Source organism: Psychrobacter glacincola (assembly GCF_904846075.1).
Classification (GTDB): domain Bacteria; phylum Pseudomonadota; class Gammaproteobacteria; order Pseudomonadales; family Moraxellaceae; genus Psychrobacter; species Psychrobacter glacincola_C.
Genome location: NZ_CAJGZH010000002.1, coordinates 714,228 through 738,714, shown reverse-complemented (window position 1 = coordinate 738,714; position 24,487 = coordinate 714,228). Strand labels below are relative to the sequence as shown.

At 44.1% G+C, this 24,487-nt stretch carries 21 protein-coding genes and 1 pseudogene; 16 read left to right on the top strand and 6 right to left on the bottom strand.

Features of this window, described 5'->3' with window-relative positions; translation table 11 throughout:
- Positions 1–225 precede the first annotated feature (225 nt).
- The 10 genes and pseudogenes from JMW85_RS09235 to JMW85_RS09190 all read left to right on the top strand — a co-directional run bounded on the left by JMW85_RS09235 (position 226) and on the right by JMW85_RS09190 (position 14,086).
- On the top strand, positions 226–1,377 hold the full coding sequence (locus tag JMW85_RS09235) for an acyl-CoA dehydrogenase family protein (RefSeq protein WP_045445571.1): 1,152 nt from the start codon (positions 226–228) through the stop codon (positions 1,375–1,377).
- Positions 1,378–1,481: 104 nt separating this feature from the next.
- The gene (locus JMW85_RS09230) at positions 1,482–2,690 is read left to right on the top strand and encodes an acetyl-CoA C-acetyltransferase (protein WP_201581550.1); all 1,209 of its coding nucleotides are present in this window, start codon (positions 1,482–1,484) and stop codon (positions 2,688–2,690) included.
- Between the two features lie 85 nt (positions 2,691–2,775).
- Entirely contained in the window at positions 2,776–4,947 is a 2,172-nt protein-coding gene (locus tag JMW85_RS09225; RefSeq protein WP_201581549.1) for a 3-hydroxyacyl-CoA dehydrogenase NAD-binding domain-containing protein, read from the top strand.
- A gap of 52 nt (positions 4,948–4,999) precedes the next feature.
- Positions 5,000–6,067, top strand: a complete 1,068-nt coding sequence (locus tag JMW85_RS09220) for a CaiB/BaiF CoA transferase family protein (protein ID WP_201581819.1) — start codon at positions 5,000–5,002, stop codon at positions 6,065–6,067.
- 71 nt (positions 6,068–6,138) lie between these two features.
- Positions 6,139–7,824 (top strand): AMP-binding protein, encoded by a 1,686-nt coding sequence (locus JMW85_RS09215; protein WP_201581548.1) that lies wholly within the window; start codon positions 6,139–6,141, stop codon positions 7,822–7,824.
- 425 nt (positions 7,825–8,249) lie between these two features.
- Positions 8,250–9,190: pseudogene (locus tag JMW85_RS14450) on the top strand (ABC transporter ATP-binding protein).
- 64 nt (positions 9,191–9,254) lie between these two features.
- Complete coding sequence (locus JMW85_RS09205) at positions 9,255–10,949, top strand: iron ABC transporter permease (protein WP_201581547.1); 1,695 nt, start codon at positions 9,255–9,257, stop codon at positions 10,947–10,949.
- A gap of 102 nt (positions 10,950–11,051) precedes the next feature.
- The gene (locus JMW85_RS09200; RefSeq protein ID WP_201581546.1) at positions 11,052–12,056 is read left to right on the top strand and encodes an ABC transporter substrate-binding protein; all 1,005 of its coding nucleotides are present in this window, start codon (positions 11,052–11,054) and stop codon (positions 12,054–12,056) included.
- Between the two features lie 141 nt (positions 12,057–12,197).
- Positions 12,198–13,340, top strand: coding sequence for a TIGR03364 family FAD-dependent oxidoreductase (locus tag JMW85_RS09195; RefSeq protein WP_201581545.1), 1,143 nt, complete (start codon positions 12,198–12,200; stop codon positions 13,338–13,340).
- The gene (locus JMW85_RS09190) at positions 13,340–14,086 is read left to right on the top strand and encodes an HAD family hydrolase (RefSeq protein ID WP_201581544.1); all 747 of its coding nucleotides are present in this window, start codon (positions 13,340–13,342) and stop codon (positions 14,084–14,086) included. The genes JMW85_RS09195 and JMW85_RS09190 overlap by 1 nt, the downstream gene beginning before the upstream one ends.
- A 218-nt stretch (positions 14,087–14,304) precedes the next feature.
- Here JMW85_RS09190 and JMW85_RS09185 read toward each other — a convergent pair whose 3' ends face one another.
- From JMW85_RS09185 to JMW85_RS09170, 4 genes are all read right to left on the bottom strand, one after another.
- Positions 14,305–14,865 carry a GlcG/HbpS family heme-binding protein gene (locus JMW85_RS09185; RefSeq protein WP_265090740.1) on the bottom strand — a complete coding sequence of 187 codons (561 nt, stop codon included), beginning with the start codon at positions 14,863–14,865 and terminating at the stop codon, positions 14,305–14,307.
- 55 nt (positions 14,866–14,920) lie between these two features.
- Positions 14,921–16,132: a CynX/NimT family MFS transporter gene (locus tag JMW85_RS09180; RefSeq protein ID WP_201581543.1), complete on the bottom strand. Its 1,212-nt coding sequence runs from the start codon at positions 16,130–16,132 to the stop codon at positions 14,921–14,923.
- A gap of 152 nt (positions 16,133–16,284) precedes the next feature.
- Positions 16,285–16,755: a cyanase gene (gene cynS, locus JMW85_RS09175; RefSeq protein WP_201581542.1), complete on the bottom strand. Its 471-nt coding sequence runs from the start codon at positions 16,753–16,755 to the stop codon at positions 16,285–16,287.
- Between the two features lie 87 nt (positions 16,756–16,842).
- Positions 16,843–17,505, bottom strand: a complete 663-nt coding sequence (locus JMW85_RS09170) for a carbonic anhydrase (protein ID WP_201581541.1) — start codon at positions 17,503–17,505, stop codon at positions 16,843–16,845.
- A 138-nt stretch (positions 17,506–17,643) separates the two neighbouring features.
- On the opposite strand from JMW85_RS09170, the gene cynR reads away from it, so the two are divergent.
- Entirely contained in the window at positions 17,644–18,552 is a 909-nt protein-coding gene (gene cynR, locus JMW85_RS09165; protein WP_201581540.1) for a transcriptional regulator CynR, read from the top strand.
- A gap of 47 nt (positions 18,553–18,599) precedes the next feature.
- Complete coding sequence (locus JMW85_RS09160; protein ID WP_201581539.1) at positions 18,600–18,986, top strand: DUF6122 family protein; 387 nt, start codon at positions 18,600–18,602, stop codon at positions 18,984–18,986.
- Between the two features lie 210 nt (positions 18,987–19,196).
- Here JMW85_RS09160 and JMW85_RS09155 read toward each other — a convergent pair whose 3' ends face one another.
- Both JMW85_RS09155 and JMW85_RS09150 read right to left on the bottom strand, forming a co-directional pair.
- Positions 19,197–19,685, bottom strand: a complete 489-nt coding sequence (locus JMW85_RS09155; protein ID WP_201581538.1) for an META domain-containing protein — start codon at positions 19,683–19,685, stop codon at positions 19,197–19,199.
- A 312-nt stretch (positions 19,686–19,997) separates the two neighbouring features.
- On the bottom strand, positions 19,998–20,438 hold the full coding sequence (locus tag JMW85_RS09150) for a PACE efflux transporter (RefSeq protein WP_201581537.1): 441 nt from the start codon (positions 20,436–20,438) through the stop codon (positions 19,998–20,000).
- 90 nt (positions 20,439–20,528) lie between these two features.
- Between JMW85_RS09150 and JMW85_RS09145 the strand changes: the two genes are divergently transcribed.
- The 4 genes from JMW85_RS09145 (at position 20,529) to JMW85_RS09130 (ending at position 24,463) form a co-directional block, all read left to right on the top strand.
- Positions 20,529–21,407 (top strand): LysR family transcriptional regulator, encoded by an 879-nt coding sequence (locus tag JMW85_RS09145; protein WP_201581536.1) that lies wholly within the window; start codon positions 20,529–20,531, stop codon positions 21,405–21,407.
- A 659-nt stretch (positions 21,408–22,066) separates the two neighbouring features.
- Entirely contained in the window at positions 22,067–22,957 is an 891-nt protein-coding gene (locus JMW85_RS09140) for a hypothetical protein (RefSeq protein ID WP_201581535.1), read from the top strand.
- A gap of 45 nt (positions 22,958–23,002) precedes the next feature.
- Entirely contained in the window at positions 23,003–23,587 is a 585-nt protein-coding gene (locus tag JMW85_RS09135) for an alpha/beta hydrolase (RefSeq protein WP_201581534.1), read from the top strand.
- Positions 23,588–23,830: 243 nt separating this feature from the next.
- A complete protein-coding gene (locus tag JMW85_RS09130; RefSeq protein WP_201540324.1) occupies positions 23,831–24,463 on the top strand; it encodes a hypothetical protein in 633 nt (210 codons plus the stop codon).
- The last annotated feature ends 24 nt before the right edge of the window (positions 24,464–24,487 follow it).

Sequence of the window (24,487 nt, the reverse complement as noted above, 5' to 3'; positions counted from 1 at the left end):
AATTACTATTGTTTGTTAATAGGTTGCGCATAGTCTTTTACTGTCCTAGTATAAGTCTTGCATGATATTAAATATAAAGAATACTGAGATTGTATATAACGGTAATTAAAATTACCATAAGTAATATGTTTACACTCAATAGTATTTTATATTAGGGCGTGTCCTCGTTTGAATTGAGGACACGCCCTAGCCATTATCAACTTCCCATCGTCAAGGACAGACAATATGAGTATTGAAAAATTCACCCCGAACTGGATGACCGAAGAGCACCAGATGGTGCATGACAGCGCGCTTAAAATGTTTCAATCGTGGGAGCCAAAAGATGAGCAGTGGCGTAAAAACGGCATGATTGACCGCGCTGCGTGGGAAGAGGCTGGCGCGATGGGATTCTTATGTGCATCGATACCAGAAGAATATGGCGGCGGCGGCGGTGACTTTGGTCATGAAGCGGCGCTTCTTTATGCGCAAGCTGAGGCCAATCAATCTGGATTCGGCGGCATGGTGCATTCAGGTATTGTCGCGCCTTATATCTTGAGTCATGGTACGGAAGCGCAGAAAAAAGAATGGCTACCTAAGATGGCGACGGGTGAGTATGTGGCTGCGATTGCTATGACCGAACCGGGTACAGGCTCAGACTTGCAGAACATCAAAACCTATGCGGTAAAAGATGGCGATGATTACATTATCAATGGTTCAAAAACCTTTATTACCAATGGTCAGCATGCCAACCTGATTTTGCTCGCCTGCAAAACCGATCGTGAAAAAGGGGCGCAAGGTGTTTCGCTTATCGTGGTAGAAACGGACAAAGTAGAAGGGTTTGAGCGTGGTCGTAATCTCGATAAGATTGGTCTGACCTCACAAGATACTTCGGAGTTATTTTTCAGCAATGTACGTGTGCCGCAAAAGAATTTGCTTGGCACAGTAGAGGGCATGGGTTTTATTCAAATGATGCAAGAGCTGCCACGTGAGCGTCTAATTATTGCTTTAACGGGCGTTGGTGCGATGAAGCTCGCGATTAATTTGACCCTAGAGTATGTCAAAGGTCGGGAAGCCTTTGGTAAACCTATTTGGAAGTTTCAAAATACGCGCTTTAAAATGGCAGAATGCTACGCTGATTATCTCGCTGCCAGCACGATGTGTGATGCCGCTGTCGATGCCATGTTAGAAGGCAAGTTGACAGTACCGCAGGCGTCTTTGATTAAATACTGGGTGACGCAAAAGCAGTGTGATGTGATAGACGAATGCGTACAGCTGTTTGGCGGTTATGGCTACATGACAGAATACCCGATTGCTCGTTTGTACGCTGATGCGCGAGTACAAAAAATCTACGGCGGCACCAATGAAATCATGAAAGAGCTGGCGTCACGCTTTATGTAAGCGGCTGATTTGCTTTTTGGTTCTACTTCTTGATTCTAAGACATAGATTATATTGCCATCATCCATCATGGTTATTTATTCAAAAAAGATAAAAAAGGATTTTTATGACTGAGACTGCTTACATTTATGATGCTATCCGTACCCCGCGCGGCAAAGGCAAAAAGGATGGCTCTTTGTATCAGGCATCACCGATTTGGCTTGCCCGTACCTTGTTAAAGGAAATGCAACAGCGCCACCATTTGGATACCAGTTTGGTTGATGATGTGGTGTTTGGTTGCGTGACGCCCATTGGCGAGCAGGGTTCTGATATCGCCCGTATAGCCGTTATTGATGCTGGCTGGGCGCAAAGTGTGGCAGGTGTCACTTTATCTCGGTTCTGTGCCTCAGGTCTGGAGTCTATCAATCTGGCCGCTGCCAAAATTATGTCAGGTATGGAGGACATGGTGGTTGCAGGCGGCGTAGAATCGATGAGCCGCGTGCCGATGGGCTCTGACGGCGGGGCATGGTATATGGATCCACGGGTTAATGAAGCGACGCATTTTGTCCCGCAAGGCGTTGGCGCGGATACCATAGCGACGTTAAAAGGCTTTAGCCGCACCGATGTTGATGCGTTTGCTACCGAGTCACATCGCCGCGCCGCGCATGCTTGGGAGCAGGGCTATTATGATAAATCGGTCGTTCCCGTCACGGATATCAATGGCATGACGTTATTGGATAAAGACGAAACCATTCGTCCTAATACCAATATCGAAACCTTAGCTGGCCTCAATCCTTCTTTTATTATGCCGGGCAAGATGGGCTTTGATAGTGTTATCTTGGACAGATATACCACCATTGAAAAAGTGAATCACGTGCATCATGCAGGCAATTCATCAGGCATTGTCGATGGTGCGGCAATTTGCTTAGTGGGTAGTGCAGCTGCTGGCAAAAAAGCAGGTTTAAAACCACGTGCTAAAATCACTATGGCTGCAGTGATTGGTTCAGAACCCGCTATTATGCTGACAGGGCCAACGCCTGCCTGCCAAAAAGCGCTCAAAAAAGCAGGTATGCAAGCTTCAGATATAGACCTATGGGAAATCAATGAAGCCTTTGCTGCCGTTCCGTTAAATACTGCCGATGACTTCGGACTCTCGCTTGATATCGTCAACGTCAATGGCGGCGCTATCGCGATGGGTCATCCACTTGGCGCAACGGGCGCGATGCTCATGACAACTGTGCTTGACGAGTTAGAACGTCGCGATCTAAAAACTGCGATGATTACGCTCTGTGTCGGTGGTGGTATGGGCATCGCTACTATCATTGAGCGCGTGTAGTGCTGATAGTGCTAATAGATTTTAGTGATTGTCATTAGTTTCTAGTGACTGATATCGACATAGAATAATATAAAAAGGACTTGAAATGAGCATAAACAGCGTAGACGCCATCAATGCATTGAACCACTTTTCTGCCGAATCTGATAATGGCATTATCACCGTTACGATTGACCAAAGTAGTCGCAAAATGAATGTCATCGGCGACGGTTTCACCGATAGTTTTGCAGTGATGACTGACAACTTTATTAACGATGCGTCCGCCAAAGGTTTGATTTTAACCTCTGGCAAAGAGACCTTTGTGGTCGGTGCTGATATTGATCAGTTGGCTAATATTAAAACCGCTGAACAAGCCTTTGAGCTGGTCGAAGACCTGAAAGCCAGTTTACGCAAACTAGAGAAATCTGGTAAACCTGTCGTTGCTGCTATGACTGGAACGGCACTTGGCGGTGGTTTGGAGTTGGCATTGGCCTGTCATTATCGTATCGCGATTGATTCGCCTAAAACCAAACTGGGTCTACCTGAAGTCAAATTGGGCTTGCTGCCGGGCGGCGGAGGTACTCAGCGTTTACCTCGATTGGTTGGCATTCAATCAGCACTCGAGCTGATGACCCAAGGTAAAGAGCTGCGTCCAGCTGCTGCTAAAGACATGGGTTTGATTGATGCTGTTGCTACTGACAAAGCAGATATGTTCAAGCAGGCGAAAGACTGGATTAACGCCAATCCCAGTGCCCAGCAACCATGGGATAAAAAAGGTTTTAAAATTCCCGGCGGTGATAGTAAGCATCCTAGTATTGTGCCGATATTTTCTATCGCGCCTGCCATGGCCAACCAAAAGTCACACGGCAATTATCCAGCCATTACTCACATCATGTCTTGCGTTTTCGAGGGCTGCTTAGTGGATATCGATACGGGACTTGAGCTTGAGTCGCGTTACTTCGCCGCTTGTGTGCTGTCTGCTGAATCTAGAAATATGATTAATACGCTATGGACTCAGCTGAATAGTATTAAAAAAGGTCAATCTCGTCCTGATGGTTTTGAGCGCTATAAAACCAAAAAAGTTGGTATTTTAGGTGCAGGCATGATGGGTGCGGGCATTGCTTATGTCACCGCAAAGGCGGGGATCGACGTTGTACTCCTCGACACTGAAATGGCAGGCGCTGAAAAAGGCAAATCATATTCTGCCACCATTTTGGACAAAGCCATTAGCCGTAAACGCTCCACTGAAGAGAAAAAGCAAGCGTTACTCAATCGCATCAAGCCAACAGTGTTTTATGAGGATTTGGCAGAATGTGATCTGATTATCGAAGCGGTGTTTGAAAATCGTGAGATTAAAGCCAAGTGTACTCAGCAATCTGAGGCGGTGATTCCTAACACGGCTGTCTATGCATCTAATACTTCGACACTTCCTATCACTGGATTGGCAAAAGCCAGCACCCGACCCAATCAATTTATCGGGCTGCATTTCTTCTCGCCAGTCGATAAGATGCCGTTGGTTGAGATTATCATGGGCGAGCAAACGGATGACGCCACTTTAGCAAAAGCCTTTGATTATGTGCTACAAATCGGTAAAACACCTATCGTCGTTAATGACAGTCGGGGGTTTTACACCTCACGGGTATTTGGCACTTACGTGTCAGAAGGGGTTGCGATGTTAGGCGAGGGCGTCCATCCGCGCAGCATCGAAGTTGCTGGCATGAAAACGGGCATGCCCATGCCGCCACTGGCATTGCAAGATGAGGTGTCATTAAGTTTGGCGTTGCATGTGAGCGAACAGCAGCAGCTGGATATGAAGGCTGAAGGTAAACCCATTGCTGTTCGTCCCTCGTACGAGATACTGAAAACGCTGGTCAAAGAACACAATCGCGAGGGCAAAAAAAATGGTAAAGGCTTTTATGAGTATGCCGATAATGGCGACAAATACTTGTGGCCTGAGCTGATGGATTTATACCCAGCAAAAGCAGAGCAGCCATCACAGCAAGATTTAATCGATCGTTTGATGTTTATCCAAGCCAACGAATCTGCTAAGTGTTACCAAGAAAACGTCGTCCGCTCTGTCGCTGATACCAATATTGGCTCCATTTTTGGCTGGGGCTTTGCGCCACATCAAGGCGGTACGCTACAGTTTATCAATTCGATGGGGTTAGAGACGTTCATCACGCGTAGTCGTGAACTTGCGGCTCAATACGGTGAGCGTTTTGAGCCAGCAAAAATTCTGCTAGATATGGTAGATAAAGGCGAGGTATTTTCTGATGAATGAGTTGATGGTTAATTCTACGATTCATTCTGCGATTAATACGAGCACTGGTTCAATGATAGATTTAATGGCAGATTGCTTACAAGGGCTGCGCGTCGTTGATTTGACTCGTAATTTACCGGGACCCTTTGCCACACGTTTGCTTGCAGATTTGGGCGCAGAAATCATTAAGATTGAACCTAAAAATGGTGATCCTGCCAGAGCCTTTGGCGAATTGTTTAAAGCACTAAATCATGGCAAAACCATTGAAAGTCATGACTTTCGTGATACTCAAGGTATTGCTGCTATCAAAGCGCACCTCAAAGATGCTGATGTTATGTTGGATAGCTTTCGCCCTGGCGTCCTAAAAGGCATGGGACTAGATGCTACAACGCTGCATGCGATTAATCCAAAATTGGTCATGGTATCGATTACTGGTTACGGTTTGGCATCTAGCGATTCGAAAATTGATATTAATCATGACTGGGCTGATAAAGCCGGTCATGATATTAACTTTATGGCGATGAGCGGTGTTTTAGACCAATTAAAGACGGCGGACGGCGAGCAGGCGATGCCTAACGTTCAATTTGCAGATTTGGCAGGCGGCAGTGATACCGCTGTGATTGCACTGCTTGCTGCCGTATTCGCCGCCCAGCGGACGGGCAAAGGTCGTCATGTTGCCGTTAGTATGACGCACAGCTTGTATCAGCATATGGTCATGCCAAAGGCAACGGGAACACTGGTGAAAAGCTTTTCAGGGCAACAACCAGCACCGCATCATGATTTTTTGGGTGGATTATTGCCCTGCTATCGCCTATACAAAACCTCAGACGAGCGCTATATGGCCGTTGGTTCGTTAGAGCTGAAATTCTGGCAAGGGCTGTGTGAAGTATTGGATTTGTCTGCGCTCAAAAACAGCCATTGGCAACTTGGGTTTATGCCAAATACCTCTGAAAGCCAAGCGGCGGCTAAGGTGATAAGCGATAAATTTGCCAGTCAAACACTTGAGCATTGGCAGCAAGTTTTTGCGCTCGCTGATGTCTGCGTCACCCCTGTGCTTAGCCTCAGTGAAGCAAAAGCACATCCCTTATTTGCCCATCAAGATGCGTATGATGCAACGTCAGGATGGCAGCAGGTTCAGTAGCTAGGTTTTTTATGAGAAATGCTTCAAAGCCATTGAGTTTTTCATAAGTTGATTACCAAGGAAGGTAAGTTATGGATCAGTTTTGGACGCAGCATTATCCTAAAGGGATAAATGCACAGATAACGCCGCCACATAATACATTGATTGACCTGTTTGATGACAAATTAACAGAATATGCCAGCCAGGAATTTATCACCAACATGGGTGTTACTTATACTTATGGGCAAGTGGATAGCATGTCATTGGCTATTGCGGCTTGGATTCAAAGTCTGGGTCTAGCAAAGGGTTCGGTCATAGGCATCATGATGCCCAATGTCAACCAGTACCTGCCTATTGTCATAGGGATAATTCGCGCTGGTATGGTCACAACGCTCATCAATCCGCTGTATAGTCCTCGTGAATTGAGACATCAATTGGCTGATTCAGATACTGCTGTATTATTTATATTAGAACCATTTTGCAAAACGTTAGAGAAAATCATCAAAGACACGCCTGTCAAAACCGTGGTCATCAGCAAGATTGGCGATATGTTAGGAGTAGTGAAAGGTGCGTTTGTTAATATCGCTGCCAAATATGTCAAAAAAGCCATTCCCCGTTATCAGCTGAAATCCAATTCTCATTATACCGTGACTCGCTATAAAGCCGTTTTAAAATTCGCCAAAAAATTAAGCTATTCTCGTCCTACCATTCACGCGGACGACTTATTAATGCTGCAATATACTGGCGGTACGACAGGTGTTGCCAAAGGTATTTTGATTACCAATCAAAATGTTGTGACCGCCACTTACCAGTTTGTCGAATGGTTCAAGCCAGTCTATGACGCCATGTCTGATAGTACTCAAATAAATACCATTGTCGCTTTACCGCTGTATCATATTTATGCGTTTATCTGCTCAATAGTTGGGTTGAGTGTGGGTCAGCATCTCACACTGGTTACCAATCCACGTGATATTGAAGGGTTTATCAAGATATTGCGCAAGCGTCCTTTTCATCTATTGCCTGGTGTTAATACTTTGTTCCAAGCCCTGCTGATGAACCCAAAATTTAAGGAGCTGGATTTTTCTGCATGCAAATTAACTGTAGTTGGTGGTATGGCAGCGACCCCTGAAACTGCTAAGCGCTGGCGTGAAGTCACAGGTCTGCCTATCCTCGAAGGCTGGGGTATGTCTGAGACGCTAGGCGTGGGTACCGCCAATCCATTTAATGGCACTGAATATAGTGGCAACGTGGGGTTACCTCTGCCTAGTGTCGATATCAGTATCCGTGATGATGATGAAAATATTCTTGCTATAAATGAAGTTGGTGAGATGTGCATCAAAGGTGACAATGTCATTACTCATTATCATAATATTGACAATACGACGTTTTTTACTGCTGATGGTTACTTAAAGACAGGTGATATTGCATCTATGAACGAGCAGGGTGCTATTAAGATATATGACCGTAAAAAAGACATGATTATCGTCAGTGGTTTCAACGTTTATCCTAACGAAGTAGAAAACATCATTGAGGAGCACCCTAAGGTTGCCGAATGTTCAGTGGTGGGTATCGATGATAAGTTGCAGGGTCAGTCGGTCAAAGCCTATGTTGTAAAATCTGATGATAGCTTAAATGAGGATGATATTAGAGCGCTGTGCCAAGCAAATTTGGCCGCCTATAAATGCCCGCGTCATATCGAATTCATAGACGAGTTACCCAAATCAACTGTCGGAAAAATACTGCGTCACAAGCTGAGAAAATTGGCTCATGAAGCGTAACGACTACTCAACAGACTCTCATCAATAACATCTACGTTTAACGCATTTTGTCTGTCATCTATTGGCAGGCTTTCTGTTTTTAGAAGGCCTCATTTAATGGTATTAAATGAGGTCTTCTATTTTGGAAAATGCTCATGGGATTGTTTTCGATACTTTATCTAGGGCGTGTCCTCATTTTAAAAATGGTGATAAAAATGAGATAAATTGCCGTCAAACAAGGAAGATAGCGCCGTTAATATCGAGATATTGATAAGCTATTTGACGATGTTTAACAAAATTTAGCCATGTTTAGCCCATTTAGAGAGTAATTGATTGAATTGAGGACACGCCCTAACGTTGTTTGATGTCATCGTATTGTCATGGCTCTTTAACCAAAATGTCACAACTACTGGCTACACTGCTGACCTAGGCAATACAAATAATAAATGATCAGGTTGGTTGATATGTTAGAGCTTAGAGGCGTGACGAAAAAGTATGAGAATAAAGTTATCTTTGAAGATATTTCCCTCAAAATTAATAAGGGCGAAATTGTCTCAATCTTAGGGCCTTCTGGCTGTGGTAAAACGACTTTATTGCATATTATCTTAGGTTTGACAGGTATCAATGGCGGTCGTCTTGCTTATAACGGCGAAGACATTACACGAGTGCCGATGAAAAAAGAGGCTTCAATATTGTCTTTCAAGACTATGCACTGTTTCCCAATCTAAATGTCAAACAAAACATCGAATACGGTTTACGCAATAATCCCCATATTAGTACGCAAGCAGAAGTCGATGAACTGGTCGACTTACTCGATATCAAAGCCCACCTAAATAAACGCATCAACCAGTTGTCAGGCGGTCAAAAGCAACGCGTGGCACTCGCACGCACTTTGGTGATGAAGCCTAAAATCCTGCTATTAGATGAGCCTTTATCTGCGCTAGATGGTGTCATCAAAGAAACCATCAAAGCACGTATCCGTGAGATTTCCGTTCGCTATCAGTTGACGACTTTAATAGTCACTCATGATCCAGAAGAAGCCATGACGTTATCTGATCGTATTTTACTGCTCTCAGACGGCAAAGTGGCACAGTTCGCGACACCAACGGAAATCATTCGCAACCCAGCCAATGATTTTGTCAAAAACTTCATTCTCAATCAGCTCAATATTAAGCGTCGCAATATCTTAAGTTTATTCGCGGATGATGGCGCAAACATCGACCCTTTAAGCAAATATACCCAGCGCCAACATTATGGTCAGGATGACAGTGTGGTGACTCATCGTTATGACGATATCGATGGTATTGATACTATCGACAATACCGACGATCTTAATGTTATTAAAGACAGTCATCAGCAAAAACGAAAAGATGCCCCCATCAATTAATATTGATTAAAAATAAAAATGCCGTGAATGAACGTATTTGACCATTTGATCGTCTTGGATATTTATGAAATTGAGCAATTCACCCCTCGTAAAAGCAATTTGGCTATTCGTTGCTGTTTTATTCGTCATGTTTATGTTTGTGCCATTAGTCAAACTGCTGGCACTGTCTTTGAATGTCAGTGATGCATTAGGGTTAGAAAACTACACCAGTATTTTGAGCAGTGATGGCTTTTTGCAGACCATGCAAAACAGCTTTTTTGTGGCGACGATGAGTGCGCTTAGCGCGACGTTTTTGGGCTTTATTTTGGCTTATACCGTGCATTGGACCAATTTGCCCAAAGGTTTTAAACAATTTATTAAGCTGGCGGCATTATTTCCTATGTTGTTGCCAACCGTAACCTACGGCTTTGCCATTATTTATACCTTTGGCAAACAAGGTTTGCTTACTCAGATTCTTGGCTTTCAGCTGTTTGAGGACATATACGGCTTTTATGGCATGTGGCTTGGTTATACCATTTATACCTTGCCCATTGCTTTTTTATTATTGAACAATACTTTCCAGTATTTGGACAAAAAGTTCGTCGTTGTATCAGAGTTGATGGGAGACTCTCCTTACCGCCAGTTTGATATGACTGTGGTGCGCCCTCTAATCGGCACCTTTGCAGCAGCGATGATTCAATGTTTCTTTTTAGCCTTTACAGACTTTGGTATTCCAGCGTCGATTGGGGGGCAATATAGGGTCATCGCCACTGAGCTTTATACCCAAATCTTAGGCGCGTCACCGTCATTCGAAAAAGGGGCAGTGGTTGCGCTATTTATGCTGGGGCCATCCATCCTAAGCATCGCCATACTATGGTACGTGGCACGCTTCAATGTGCGCTATGACTCAGTTGAAATGATTGATCTGCCCACCTCAAAAATCAAAGACCGTGTTTTGGCGGTGTTATCGAGTGTGATTTTAGCCTCACTGTTACTGGTATTTGCCGTGATATTCATCATCCCATGGATTAAATCATGGCCTTATCAGATGGTCTTCACCACCGAGATTGTCAGCGAGGCTTTAGAGTCTGCCAATCTGATGCGGGTCTATAAAAACTCATTACTTGTGGCGGTATTAACAGCGGTGTTTGGCACTTTGATTACGTATTTTTCAGCCCTGTTATACGAGCGCTCAAGCCTTTTTAAACTGGGTAAATTCAGTATTGAAAGCTCGGCATTAGTGACCAATACGGTGCCTGGAATGGTCGTAGGTATTGCCTATTTGATGGTGTTTTCGGGGTCGGCGGTCGCCAATACTATTTTTATCATCGTGATTAGCAACATCATTCATTACTTTGCCACGCCTTATTTGATGAGTAAAAACGCACTGTCTAAAATGAATTTGGGCTGGGAGACGACGGCTGGTCTGTTGGGTGACTCATGGTTTACATCGTTACGCCGCATCGTCGTGCCCAATTCATTTTTTACGCTGATTGAAATCGCTTCGTTCTATTTTATCAGCGCCATGGTGACGATTAGCGCGGTTATCTTTATTTCAGGTGCCAAAACCATGGTACTCACCACCAAGATAGTTGAGCTACAGCACTTTGCGCGCTTCGATGAGATTTTTATCTTGTCGCTGATGATATTGCTGACCAATATTGGCGCACTGATGTTGTTTGCTATTGTCCGTCATATTTATAGCAAAAGGCTCTCTGGTACAACGGCAATAAAAACCAAGAAAAAACCTAAGTCAATGGTGGTACCAACGTCTTCTTAGTCTTACTCATCGGTCAAGCGCATTGATAAGACTTATTTTCGTTTTATATTTTAAGCAACACCTTTTTCATTATTAAAACATCAACAAATAATAGGACAAATAATGTTTTTATTTAAAACGTTAGTGGCAAGTTTCGCGTGTGGAATCGTCTTAGCAGGTTGTAGTTCACCTGAGTCGGAAGGAGATGCTTCTAGCAATATCGAAGAAGTGGTCATTTATAGCAATGCCGACGAAGAAGCGGTCGAGGTCATCCAAGAGGTTTTAGACGAAGCAGGCTATGAAGGTCAGTATGTCTTTCAGTCTTTTGGGACAGGGGAGTTGGGTGGGCGTTTGCTGGCAGAAGGCGATAATACAGAGGCTGATATGGTGACGATGAGCTCGTTCTACTTAGAAAGCGCCCAAGCCAAGCATCCTATGTTTAAAGAATTGACCTTTGACGTTGACCCGCAAGTGGCGGTCCCCAATTACTATGCACCAATACTGGGCTTTACGGGCGCTATTATTTTAAACACAAAAGAGATGGCGGCACAAAATCTGCCCAGACCAACCAGTGCCAAGGATTTGGCAAACCCGATCTACAAAAATAAAATTGCGATGGTGGATCCTAATGGCTCATCGACAGGTTGGCTCTTTATTCAAGACGTCACCGCTACTTATGGAATGGGCGCTGAAGGGCAGAAAATTATGAACGATATCCGCACCAATGCGGGTCCAAATTTGGAATTATCAGGCTCAGGTCCGATCAAAAAAGTGATGGCAGGTGAGGTACCGATTGGTTTTGGCTTGCGTCATCAAGCAATCGCAAACAAAGCACAAGGCTTGCCCATTGATTATGTTGACCCAAGTGAAGGAAATTATACGCTAACGGAATCGGTAGCCGTTATTGATAAAGGCGAGAACACCAATCCAAATGCGATAAAAATGGCTGAAATCATTGTTAAAAATGCGCGCCCAAAATTATTGACGATATACCCAAATGTGATTTATGACGGTGAAACAGTCGCTCCTGACAATCAAATCAAAAACAGTAAAACGTACGGCGAGCCACTGACGGCTGAGCTGCTAGACAAGCACAGAGCGTTTTTCCATGGACAAACTGAATCGTAAATGAATCCATAAAAACCGTGATGAGTAGTTATTGTTCAATTGCACTATTTCATTGGCTAGTGAAATCCTTAAAACAAGGATTGAGCCGCTAAAACATAAATTGAGTATCATTTGTAATCAATCATAAAGAAGAAAAAAGCTATGACAGGGACAAGTAAATTATCAGATAAACAGTATGATGTGGTCGTCGTTGGGGGCGGTATCGTTGGTCTTGCCAGCGCTTATGCTGCCGTAAAAAAAGGGCTGAAAGTGGCACTGGTAGAACGAGAAGCACAGAACAAAGATGCCTCGATTCGTAACTTTGGCTTTGTGACGGTTAGTGGTCAGCGTAGCGGTGAGCATTGGCAACGTGCCATGCACTCACGCAATATCTGGGCGGACATCGCGCCAAAAGCCGGTATCAAGGTTGAGCATACCGGTCTGCACATGCTGGTTCAGCGCCCTGAAGCGATGAGCGTTGCCGATGCGTTTTTGAAGACTGAAATGGGCGAGTCCTGTCGCTTATTGAGCCAATCAGAAATACAGGAGCAGACGCCTTATCTTAAAACAGGTTTGGGCGTTTTATATAGCCCGCATGAGCTGAGAGTCGAGTCAAATACCGCGATTGGCAAATTGGCGGACTGGTTAGCACAGGTGCATGGCGTGGATTTTTATAACAAAACCACGGTTCAGGAGGTTGATTTGCCCACTGTTCATACCAGTCGAGGGGCGCTACAGACGGCGCATTGTGTGATCTGTCCTGGGGCGGATTTACATGGCTTATATCCCAGTACTTTAGCGCAGTCTGATGCCAAACTCTGTACCCTCAATATGATGCGCGTGATGCCAAGGCAAGCGTTCAAACTAAATGCTGCTGTCATGTCAGATCTGAGTTTTGCTCGTTATGATGGGTTTGCTCAGCTACCAGAAGCCCGTGCGCTTATCAGCTTACTTGATGACACTCAAGCTGCTGAGCGCAAGGCTGGCGTACATTTAATCGTTGTTCAATCAGCGGATGGCTCACTTATCATTGGTGACAGTCATGATTACTGTGATAAAGAGCTGCCCTTTAGAGACACTTATCAAGATAACTTAATCATCAACGAGTTCAAAAAAGTCATGGACATCGGTGAGGTAGACATCACCCAGCACTGGTTAGGGGTCTATCCAAGTGCCGACAATGTCGTGTTTAAAGCATCACCAGAAGCAGGCGTTGCCATCGGTACCATCACAAGTGGCACAGGCGCATCAACGGGATTTGCCTTTGGTGAAGAGTTAATTAATTTAGTATTGGAGTCAAAATAATGAATACAGATATTCATCGTATCAAAGCGCCATTCGACGCGATCAAACTGTGTGTCTTTGATATGGCAGGCACGACCGTCAATGAAAACAATTTGGTTTATAAGACCGTATGTGATGCGATCAATCACACCTTACAACAGGTTGGTCGAACAGACATTCAGGTTAATCTAGAGGTGTGTTTAGAGTTTGGGGCTGGCAAAGAAAAGCGACAAGCCATTAGCGATATACTCAATGAAGTATGCAAAAATGACAATACCGCGACCGCTGATAGTGAAAAATGGACGGATGCTGCCTTTAATACGTTTAAATCAGCATTGGCATTAGCCTATACCAAGGACACGGTAGCAACCTTCGATGGCATGCTAGATTTTTTCACTCAGTTAAAGCAGTCAGGTAGAAAAGTCGTGCTAAATACGGGCTACGATATTCAGACTGCCAATAAAATATTAACCATTTTAGGATGGTCAGTGGATCGTGATATTGATGCTTTGATTACAGCGGATGATGTGCATAATGGTCGTCCTGCGCCAGATATGATTACCCTTGCTATGGGCAAGTTTGGGATTGAGCATTCGCAACAGGTATTGAAAGCAGGGGATAGCGGCATCGATATCGAAGAAGGCAAAAATGCCCATTGTGGTCTATGTGTTGGGGTGCTGACTGGTGCTCAAACCCATGTGCAACTGGAGAAATATTCACCAGATATCGTGCTTGAGCAGCTCACGGATCTAGCGGCATTGATCTAGAGTATGTCCTCAATTTAATTGAGGCAGCTATATGGGCTAAAAATGGCTAGATTAAGACATGGGGTACTTTAATGGCACATTTCAGAAGGAGAGAAACCATCTAATGATTTCTCTCCTTCTTCTTTGATAGAAGTAACAATAAACATAAGGACAGACAGGCTTATCGATTTTTGAACAGCCTAATATGTGGAATATTTGTCTTAAAATTTTAGCCCGCGCTACTGCTGCTCTAATGCTTTTAGACCCGCTTTGGCGATGTGTACATCTTCGCTACCATGTGCGCCGCCCACCCCGATACCACCAACTACGATACCATCGATATAAATGGGCACGCCGCCGTCTAAGATAAGGATGTTTTCATCCAGATAGCGTAGGTCTTCAGGAATCTTGCCGTCTTTGATGCCTTTGGCGATGACCGCTGTTTCTCTTTTTTGTGAGTTTGCGGTATAGGCTTTTTTATAACTGGCACGCACGGTATGCACGCCTGCGCGGTGATCTCTGAGCACTGCTAAGGTTTGTCCAGAGGCGTCAACGACGGTCACAGATACCATCAAATTGTTGTTTTTGGCCTCTAATGCGGCGGCATTCACGATGTTTTGTGCCATCTCGCCAGTCAATAATGGAATGGTTGCCATCTCTGCTCCTTGGGTTATTACATTTGGTTTAATCGCTTGCGCTTGATACTGTGAGTGCGAAGTGTTGGCACACGCGGAGATGGACAACAGTGAAGTTGCAAGCGCGGCATAGATAACGAGTTTTTTCATAATCAGTCCTTTCATAGTTAATCCTTGAGGTTGTTTTGAATATCGCATGACGTGACTCAATACGCCTGAATCAAAGCTTAGGCAAGTTAATTGCCTGATGATAACTTGCTGGGGCAAACTTGATGGTGACAAACAGCATACCGATAAGGCTGATCAATAGCATCCACCAAACCGCTTGAAAATTGCCAGTCGACTCGCGTAGCACACCTGCGATATAAGGCGCGATGGCGGTAATAATAAAGCCAATGCCTTGGACAAATGCTGCTAGTGCCCCAGCGAGTTTGGGTTTGGACAAATGATCTAACGCGACGGTCAGTGTCAATGAAAAGCAGGCACCAAGACCACAGCCAATCAAAGCAATCCACAAGATGAGCAAAGCTGTCGGCATGGTAATCAAACCTATAAATCCAGCAATTTGTATCCCTACGGCAAAAAACAACCAAGGTCGGCGGTCGAGACGATGGGCGGATAACATTGGAATAACCAGCGCACCAATGACCTGAAAAATCGTCATGATACCGATCAGCTCGCCACTACTTTGCGCGCTCCAGCCCAAAGTCTGCGCATAGCTTGGCAACCATGCAATCATACAAGCATATCCAGCGTTTGCTAGACCAAAATAACTTGCCAGCAGCCAAGCACGGCGATTGCCAAAAAAGTTGATTTTTACCCCATCGTCTCGATTTTCCATCTGCTCAGAGGGTCGCCGCCACCACAGCACGAGGGCAAAAACTGGCACTACCAGCCAGATACCCAAACCGGATTGCCAACTGCCGTAATGTTGAGCGACCACGGGACTCAAGATAGCGGCAACCCCGCCACCAGTCATCAGTGCAGCAGAGTAAACGCCCATAGCAAGTGGTACGCGTGCAGGATACCAACGCTTGACCACACCAGGTGCCATTGCCTGCACGATGGCGATACCCGTGCCGCCTACTAAGGCACTGGCTATCAGCGTCCCTCCAGTATCTAACCACAAGCGCCATAAACCCGCTAAGGCAATTGCAAACAGACCGCCTGTGATCCACGCGCTTTCACTAAATCGTCGCCCAATCCAAGGCAACAGTAGCGGAAATATACCCATACACAGCATCGGCAGCACCACCAATAAAGAGGCGGCTTGCAAACCAATAGCTGTGCTTAGGCGAATTTCTGTTAGCAACGGACCAGTAGAGGTAATCGTTGGGCGCAGCGTCATCGCCAACCCAGCAATCACCAGCATAGGAAATAACAAGGTCAGTATCGACGAACGCGCCGTGGAAGAGATATGATCGGTACTCATGAATAATATAAAATCCGTATTAAGAAAGGCAGTACCAAAAAATCACCGCCTGAGTCGCCAAAAAAGCCGACGTCACTATATGCCGAACGCCGACTTTTTCAATAAGTGCTACTTTTACAAACCGCTGATAAAACTGCTATTTAAAGCGTCATTTAAAAAGGTTTGAACGGTAGGAACTTACCATCTAGAGTAATCACTGCGCGGTCACCACCTTCAGGGTCAGCCACTTTTTTGATATCCATTTTGAAATTAATGGCACTGATGATACCATCACCAAATTGCTCATGAACCAAGGCTTTTAGCGTGGTGCCATATACCTGCATCATCTCATAAAAACGGTAGATTGTCGGGTCAGTAGGAATCTCACTACCAACGCTGCCTCGTGATGGAATGCATTGTAGTAACGCGATGGCGTCCTCATCAAGTCCTAAAGTTTCACCAACTTTTTGGGCGGCATCAGCAGGTAGCGGATGCTGACCTAGCAAAGCGGCAGTGACAAAGACATCACTCAAGCCTGTTCCTGAAGCGATTTGCTCAAATGACAGATTCTTTGCCGTTTTGGCAGCAATGATGGTGTCAGTTAATGTTTGACGTGCGGTGTTGCTTACTTGAGACTGAATCATAATAATACCTTTTGAGGTTGGTGGTGGTTATTGGGCCAATTGATTTTCTGATTATGCATAGTCATTGATAATGACAGTTATGTAACACTAAACGGCGACTGCAAGTGGTGATAGCGGATAAGCACGAACCTCAGTGTGCGTTGCCAATGAGACAAATTCATTGGTCGCGCCGTCTAAGGCATCAATATCACCGGATTCGATATCGTAAACCCAACCATGTAGTGCCAAACGATTTTCTCTTAGCGCCAGACGTATCGAAGGATGGGTTTTGATGTTTTCGATTTGAGCGATGACATTTTCACGAACCATAGAGGCGACTCGCTCGCTATCACTGGCGTGGTCACGGGCTTCATTAACCACCCGTGCTGAGTCAGCGTAACGAAGCCAGCTGCCCACCGCTGGCATATGATCCATGCAGGTGCAGTTAGCAATGGCGGTCATCGCGCCGCAGTCAGAGTGTCCGCAAATCACCACATCCGTGACTTTCAAAGCGGTAACGGCATACTCAACTGACGCTGATACCCCGCCAGGTTCTGAACCATAAGAAGGCACAATATTGCCAGCATTGCGAATCACAAACAGACCGCCGGGTTCGTGTTGAGTAACAAGCTCAGGCACCAAGCGGCTATCTGAACAAGAAATAAACAGCGTGCGTGGGTTTTGTTTGGTCGCTAAGTTTTTGAATAAATCGGCGCGCTTGGGATAGGCGTCACTATGAAATTTTAGAAAACCTTCAATAATATCTTTCATCGCGTTGGTCTCTGTGGAGTCGATAAAAGGAATGATACGCCGCTACTGTTATAAGGTAAAATACTGGTATCTTATGATATGGATAATAAATACTTATAATGAAAATTTGACAGACTCCTAATACACAAGAGATAACCCATGATTCTTCGGCATATTAAGTATTTTTTGGCAGTGGCAGAGCATCAAAGCTTTACCCAAGCAGCAGCGTCTTTGTACGTCTCACAGCCAGCGTTATCACAGCAAATTAAGCAGTTGGAGGAAGGTCTAGGCGCGACGTTATTTGATCGCTCTGGTCGCCGTGTCACATTGACCGATGCTGGTGACGTCTATGCGCGCTATGCTCATAGAGCTTTGCAGGATTTGGAGGAAGGACGGCGCGCCATTCATGATGTGCAAGATCTCAGTCGCGGTGCGCTGCGGATTGCGATTACGCCTACCTTTACGACGTATTTGCTTGGACCTTTAATCAAAGCGTTTCATACTCGTTATCCGAGTATCACGCTGAGCGTGCAGGAGATGTCACAGGAGCAGATGGAAAAGCAAATACTTGATGATGAGTTTGATGTGGGTATTGCTTTTGAAGATGTACAGTCTGCCGATATCGACACACAAACTTTGCTGATAGAGACGCTTGCATTGGTGGTTAGTAAACATAATACCCTTGCTAAGCAAACGGCGATTGATTTGCCAACATTACACGCGCAGTCGCTGGTATTACTGAGTCGTGAATTTGCCACGCGCGAACAGATTGAGCATTATTGTCGCCAGCATGACATTGCGCCAAACGTATTGATGGAGGCAAACTCGCTCAGCGCCGTCATAGAAATTGTTCGCCACACCCAATTGACCACCTTATTGCCCTCCAACATCGCCCATAACTATGATGAGCTGGTGGCGATTACCTTAGCGCCGTCTTTACTCCAGCGTACGGCGGTATTATTACAACGAAAAGGCGCGTATCAGAGTGGAGCGACCAACGCATTTATTGCATTAGCGCATGAAGTTTGTTCAAACACGGTGGAATCCAATGCGCTGTTTTTGAAATAGCATAAATTCAACAAAGGAACGGACACAATGAGATAGGAAAAAGGTCAATGCTTCAAACGCTTATTCACTATTTTTTCCATTTTGGTCTGCCTTTTATCATCGCCTATGTATTTTTTCGCGATGACTATAAAAAGGTTTATCTAATATTGTTAGCCACTATGTTGGTTGATTTGGACCATCTATTAGCAACGCCTAACTTCTCGCCTAATCGCTGTAGTATTAACTTTCACCCGCTGCATAGTTATTATGCGATGGCCGTATATGTGGGTACGTTAATGCTACCTAAGCCTTATAGAATCATCGGTTTGGGCTTAGTCTTGCATATGCTGACGGATCTGAATGACTGCGTCATGACGTACGTTTATTTGCCTGAGGCATTAGATAATGCACCTGCTCGTGAGCTTGTCATAGGGTTGGCAGATAGGTTTAAGTAGCATTTCTTAACTTTTTATCTCATACCTATTAATTCAATAGTTATAGTGGATTATCTTCCCAAAAAGCCTTAATACCTGCTCAGTCCATGGACTTTATATTAAATATAAAGTCAGCATCCAGAAGATAAATATAGACAAAAAAACGCCTCACTTATCAATGGTGAGGCGTTTTTTTGTGAGTGGCTTATTTAGCCATCTATTCGGCAGTAATTATTTAGCAACTGCTTTAAAATTTGCCACTTGGTTCGCATTGGTAATGGTCAATACAGGCATATTTTTGGCATTTTTGCTCATGCTATATTTACCGTTTACTGTTGCTAGTGTGGCGGCATCAAAGTTGGCTTGTGGTGCAGGGCAGGCCATTCTCGTACTTCTGACTGGGCCTATTTTTACCTCACCATTTACCACGCTGTATTGAGCAGCCATATTATTGCAAGTATTCATAAAGCTAACGATATTGTTCCCATTTTCCGTCATAAAATTGAGGGTCAATGGTTTGGTTGAATCAAAAAATAATGGGGCGATGGTTTGACCGCTGCTAGTTTTGGCATCAACAAGTTGCCAGTTATAGGCTTGCAAGCCATTAGAGGTGATAGGCTGGGTAACTGGTGCACTTGGAGTAGAGGTGGTTTGACAACCTGCTGCCAATGTACCTACTGCTAAAACGCTTACCATCATTATCTTGGTCATATTTTTCATATAAAGTCCTTTATTGCTTCAATTATTGTATAGAAATATTTATCTCAAAATTATTGTGCTTGCTGCCCCAATAACTGACATGAGACACTAGCAGATGCAGGCATTATTACAAAGCAATGATAGCGATACAAGCGCCAGTAACCATTCAAATACCAAGTTGTTTTTATGTTGATATAGTCGGTTCAATATAATTTGGATACAAGGAAGGCAAGCGAAAGTACTACAAATAGTAGACTAAGCGAGCCTGACACCGTATCTGATTTATATAGGATTGACTATAAATCTTTAGCACAGCCTATTGCTATTAGGCGATCACATCATTACGTTGAGATAGCAGATGGTTTGCTGGAATAGGAAACACATTGTCATAAATCCAGTTATAAACAAAAGCATGTACCAAGTAAAAGTAGCCATCGTAATATCCATGATAAAGGCTTGCCAGAGGCTGATGCCTAAGTGCCACGCAATTATTGGTAGGAATAATAACAGTAGACCACCTTCAAATAAAAACGCGTGCAACATCCGTAGTGGAACCGTCTTATGTACATTGCCGCGTAGCTTCAGCATGCTGTGGTCAAATAACAGGTTATAAAAATAGTTCCATAACGTCGCGATAATCGAAGCAGCCACGGCGATAAGACCTATCGACTGAATATCAAAGCCAAATAACCAGCTTGCCAACGGTACAAATATAATTAAACCTATTATCTCAAAACCCAAGGTATGACGAATACGATCTTTCACGGTGCGCATGAAGCTTCCTAGTTGAATCAGTTATTTTCGCGCCTATTGTATCTGTTAAACTATTATAACCAAGTTAGAACCTATAGGATTTTTAGATAGATGAGCCTTTCATTAGAGCAACTGCAAGCCTTTGTCACCACGGTAGAGACCGGTTCTTTCTCAGCCGCCGCCCGTTATCTAGGCAAGGCGCAGTCTGCTATTAGCACGGCGGTATCAAATTTAGAAATTGATTTGGACAACAGCTTATTTGTCCGCAGTGGACGCTATCCAGTCCTGACGCCAGCTGGAGAGCGCTTACTGGTAGAGGCGCGAGTGATATTAGAGCGTTGTGAGCATTTTCGCGGGGTGGCCAAAAGTCTGGGCGAAGGAGTAGAGAGTCGATTGGTACTGGCGGTTGATGAGCTGTATCCCGAAGCAACGTTGGGCGGTTTGATGGAAGAGTTTTCGCGCCGATTTCCTAGTGTGGAGCTGGAACTATTGTTTCCGCTGATGGAAGATGTCAGCCGCTTGGTGCTAGAAGATCGCGCCGATTTGGGTATTATGTGGCGTCAAGAGATACTACCTTCAGCGCTGAATTTTCATGGGCTTGGTTGGGTGTCGATGAAAATGGTGTGCGCGCCGAACCATGAGCTAGCTCATCAGCCAGTGGGGTGGGAGGAGTTGAAACGCTATCGGCAATTGATGGTGGCAACACGTAACCATAGCGAAGAAAAAGCACGGTTGCGAATAGCATCTGATGTCTGGTGGGTCGAGAGCCAGTGGGTCATTGTTGAGCTGGTACAGCGCAATTTAGGCTGGGCATTCGTGCCTGAACATGTGGTAGCCAGTGCATTGGATAATGGTTTTTTAGTCGAGCCAATATTGGATTTTAACGATCATGATTGGCCAGTGGCTTTAGAAATTGTATGGCACAAGCATCGGCCTCTAGGTAAAGCGGCTGCTTGGTTGAAGTCGGCTGCGATTGCGCTAAATAAGTGATATTAAGCGGTCAATAACAGCGAGTTTTAAAGGGTCATACATTATTTCGGGTGTACTATCTATAAAATTTATAATTTGCCGATAGATTTTAATAGGCCATAAGTTTGAGTAGGTTATAAATTTGAACGGTTTTTAATACAAACGCTTTAATGGTCAAGCTATACTCTGCTTCAAACCAAATTATGTGTTTAACTTAAGTATTCGATACCGCTGAGCGACAGCAGTTGTCGCCCGCTTTAATTAGACGCTTTATTTTTCTCGATTTTTATATTATAGTTACTGAGTTAGGACGTTATTCAGTCAGGAAAACAGCAACATAGAGTTAACCCTCGAGGCGCAACGCTTCACCCTATAACTTCGCTATTGCTGTTAACTATCAACACTCTGACTGGCATTAATCATTATTTTTCTAATCAACTAAACCCAAGCTACTCATAAATTATGGCTGTCATATTGATGATGGCACAGATTTCATATTGTTAAAAATAAGTTTAAATAACTTCTAAAATCATCAGTGAAACACTCATTTTACTTTTCAACATTGCTCTAAAAGCGGCGGACACGCTCGGCTGACTTAAATTTGCTCTGAGAATCACCCAAAATTAAAAATACTACAAGCTACTGATATTCAAAATAAATTAAAAAATGAGGACCATACTATGACGAACACAACTAACACTTTTGAGCAAAAACGTATCGATAATTTAAATTGGTCAAGTGGATCAAAACTGCCTAAATCCATTCAAAATAAGGTACAAACTAAACCAAAGATACCATTGTTTTATCTGCATAACGAGTCTATCGATAACTATGAAGATGATATCTATTTTGTGAATAATAGTGATGAGACATTGAGCTTTGTTGCTCCTTATGAGCTGATGAAGAGAGATTCAGATTGTCCTGAGGTAGTGGTTGCTGCCGAACCAAGTGAACGTGACATATCCCTCACTTATACTGATGTATTGCCCAAGCAAGGCGTGAGAATTGATCGTCAACATATCATCTATGATAGTGATTATCTCAATCAGATTATTGTCTATACCATGAGTCGTGCTAGCAAGGAGATGTGGGGAATATGGCGTTTGAATGTGTGCGAAAAAGGCATGTTTTCGACATCCTATCCATTGCTCTGGGAGGAGGGTACTAAGCCCTCACACGTTGTGAGTGCAGACAAACGAAATGATCCTAAAGATCGTCCTATTTTACCTTGCGTATTGCCCATACGTCAGCAGTTATACCAGCAATGGGCGGAACATTATGACCACGCGAGTGCAAGCTTAATGAGGTCTATCACCGATATCATCTATCGTTATGACTTTGGTATTGTGGGATGTTATTACAATGATACTTGGGATGAGTACAGCAGTGAGGCGGAGCAGATTGCTAACATGCTGATTAAGGAGGGTGCTGATAGCGCCGATGAGGTTCTCGCGATGATGACTAGGGTCTATGACGTGTCATTTGGTGCTGGATATACGAGGATTCCTATGGATGTCGCTGAGCGCATTTATGGTCTATGGTTGAATTATAAAAGTAATGCTAATAAATAAAAGACACAATGATAAAAGGAAAAGGAAAAGGAAAAAGAAAAAGCCATGATGTTTCCCATTGAAAATAATGACACATTTTTACTATTCTTTCACGGTCTTGATTCAAGCAATGAAACCACTAAATATACTTGTATTAGCCGTGAGCCCAAAACCTGCCAAACCGTCAATTATCGAGATAATTTCAACGAGATTTTCGATATTTATGAGGCGTTAATTTTAGAAAAAATGCGCGAGTATCCTCGAGTCGTCTTGGCAGGGCACTCACTTGGTGGCTGGTTCGCCAATCATTTCGCCCACAAATACAATTTGCGTGCGCTATTAATTGCGCCTTGCATTTATCCCAGTGAGGTTTTAGCAGACCGTATACCAGACGTGGCTAATATGAAACTGTCATTTCCGACCTCGAATACTGAGATGGTAAGAGTCATGGTTGAGGTTGATGATGAATGCTTAGATGTGGCCGTCGCCAGACGCACGTTGGTCAACTTACCTGAGAGCTGGGAAGTAGAGTATTTTGAACGTGGTCATCACCGTATCGCCCGTAGCGAAGATATTTGGTATCACTTGGTTCATCTGTGCGAAGACCCCATTGTCTGGATGGATGACGCGACATATCATGGTGAAGATTAAATACCATCAGCCTTGAAGTAAGGCATTATTAATTACTATTATAAAGAACTAAAAACTATCGTGGGTTTAACGGTTTGCCAAGTTTTTCAATAATCACTTAGCAAACATTGCAACTTCCAGCACGATATAAAACCACTCTGGTAAAGCGCATGAGCCTGTACTCCGACAAGGCTACCCATGCCTGATTTGACTTGCCTATTTGGGCTTATTTTATTTATTGTTGTCGGAGTTCAGGAGTCACTGATGTCTAATATCAATAGCCAAAATCTCACGCCTTTCAAATATACTCATCGTTATACGCCGCGGCATCCTTTGGCAAAAGAGGCGGTTAGCCAAATAGAGAAATGTGAACGACGTTCGCAAGATATTGTCCAAGCCATGGGTTATCCGCCAAAACACATCATATCTGCCTGTAATCGTCTGCGTCATGTATTGTCTAGCGACATACTAGGACTTAATGCGACAGATATTGATAGCTACTTTACTGCTCATGAATTCTTAAAAGCACTATTATCCGTGCTCGATATAAAGTATGACACCTTTGCAGAGGATATTGCGCAAATCCAATATGACTTGGCGCATTATCCTTATCCGCTACCGCAATATCACTTGCGAGCTGTCATCGACTTTACATGGAGTGAGGGCGCTAACTGGATGTCGCGCGGCGTGGCTAGCAGTAAAGCTGTTGCGTATTTACCGCGAAATATTGCCAAAATGAATGTTGCAAAGCGTGAGTTGGTGATTCAACAATGTCTGGCTGCGCATTATGCAGAATATAACGGTCACTTGCCGTATAATGGCGTGATTAACGGTTATCAACTTATCATTGGACAGCGTCATGAGGTGGTTGGTAGCATCGAATATGATCTGCCGTAGTGTGAGTAGGATGTGATACATCAC

Coding starts and splice junctions, on each gene's coding strand:
- JMW85_RS09235 (WP_045445571.1), top strand. CDS start 226: ATGAGTATTGAAAAATTCACCCCGAACTGGATGACCGAAGAGCACCAG.
- JMW85_RS09230 (WP_201581550.1), top strand. CDS start 1,482: ATGACTGAGACTGCTTACATTTATGATGCTATCCGTACCCCGCGCGGC.
- JMW85_RS09225 (WP_201581549.1), top strand. CDS start 2,776: ATGAGCATAAACAGCGTAGACGCCATCAATGCATTGAACCACTTTTCT.
- JMW85_RS09220 (WP_201581819.1), top strand. CDS start 5,000: ATGATAGATTTAATGGCAGATTGCTTACAAGGGCTGCGCGTCGTTGAT.
- JMW85_RS09215 (WP_201581548.1), top strand. CDS start 6,139: ATGGATCAGTTTTGGACGCAGCATTATCCTAAAGGGATAAATGCACAG.
- JMW85_RS09205 (WP_201581547.1), top strand. CDS start 9,255: ATGAAATTGAGCAATTCACCCCTCGTAAAAGCAATTTGGCTATTCGTT.
- JMW85_RS09200 (WP_201581546.1), top strand. CDS start 11,052: ATGTTTTTATTTAAAACGTTAGTGGCAAGTTTCGCGTGTGGAATCGTC.
- JMW85_RS09195 (WP_201581545.1), top strand. CDS start 12,198: ATGACAGGGACAAGTAAATTATCAGATAAACAGTATGATGTGGTCGTC.
- JMW85_RS09190 (WP_201581544.1), top strand. CDS start 13,340: ATGAATACAGATATTCATCGTATCAAAGCGCCATTCGACGCGATCAAA.
- JMW85_RS09185 (WP_265090740.1), bottom strand. CDS start 14,865: ATGAAAGGACTGATTATGAAAAAACTCGTTATCTATGCCGCGCTTGCA.
- JMW85_RS09180 (WP_201581543.1), bottom strand. CDS start 16,132: ATGAGTACCGATCATATCTCTTCCACGGCGCGTTCGTCGATACTGACC.
- cynS (WP_201581542.1), bottom strand. CDS start 16,755: ATGATTCAGTCTCAAGTAAGCAACACCGCACGTCAAACATTAACTGAC.
- JMW85_RS09170 (WP_201581541.1), bottom strand. CDS start 17,505: ATGAAAGATATTATTGAAGGTTTTCTAAAATTTCATAGTGACGCCTAT.
- cynR (WP_201581540.1), top strand. CDS start 17,644: ATGATTCTTCGGCATATTAAGTATTTTTTGGCAGTGGCAGAGCATCAA.
- JMW85_RS09160 (WP_201581539.1), top strand. CDS start 18,600: ATGCTTCAAACGCTTATTCACTATTTTTTCCATTTTGGTCTGCCTTTT.
- JMW85_RS09155 (WP_201581538.1), bottom strand. CDS start 19,685: ATGAAAAATATGACCAAGATAATGATGGTAAGCGTTTTAGCAGTAGGT.
- JMW85_RS09150 (WP_201581537.1), bottom strand. CDS start 20,438: ATGCGCACCGTGAAAGATCGTATTCGTCATACCTTGGGTTTTGAGATA.
- JMW85_RS09145 (WP_201581536.1), top strand. CDS start 20,529: ATGAGCCTTTCATTAGAGCAACTGCAAGCCTTTGTCACCACGGTAGAG.
- JMW85_RS09140 (WP_201581535.1), top strand. CDS start 22,067: ATGACGAACACAACTAACACTTTTGAGCAAAAACGTATCGATAATTTA.
- JMW85_RS09135 (WP_201581534.1), top strand. CDS start 23,003: ATGATGTTTCCCATTGAAAATAATGACACATTTTTACTATTCTTTCAC.
- JMW85_RS09130 (WP_201540324.1), top strand. CDS start 23,831: ATGTCTAATATCAATAGCCAAAATCTCACGCCTTTCAAATATACTCAT.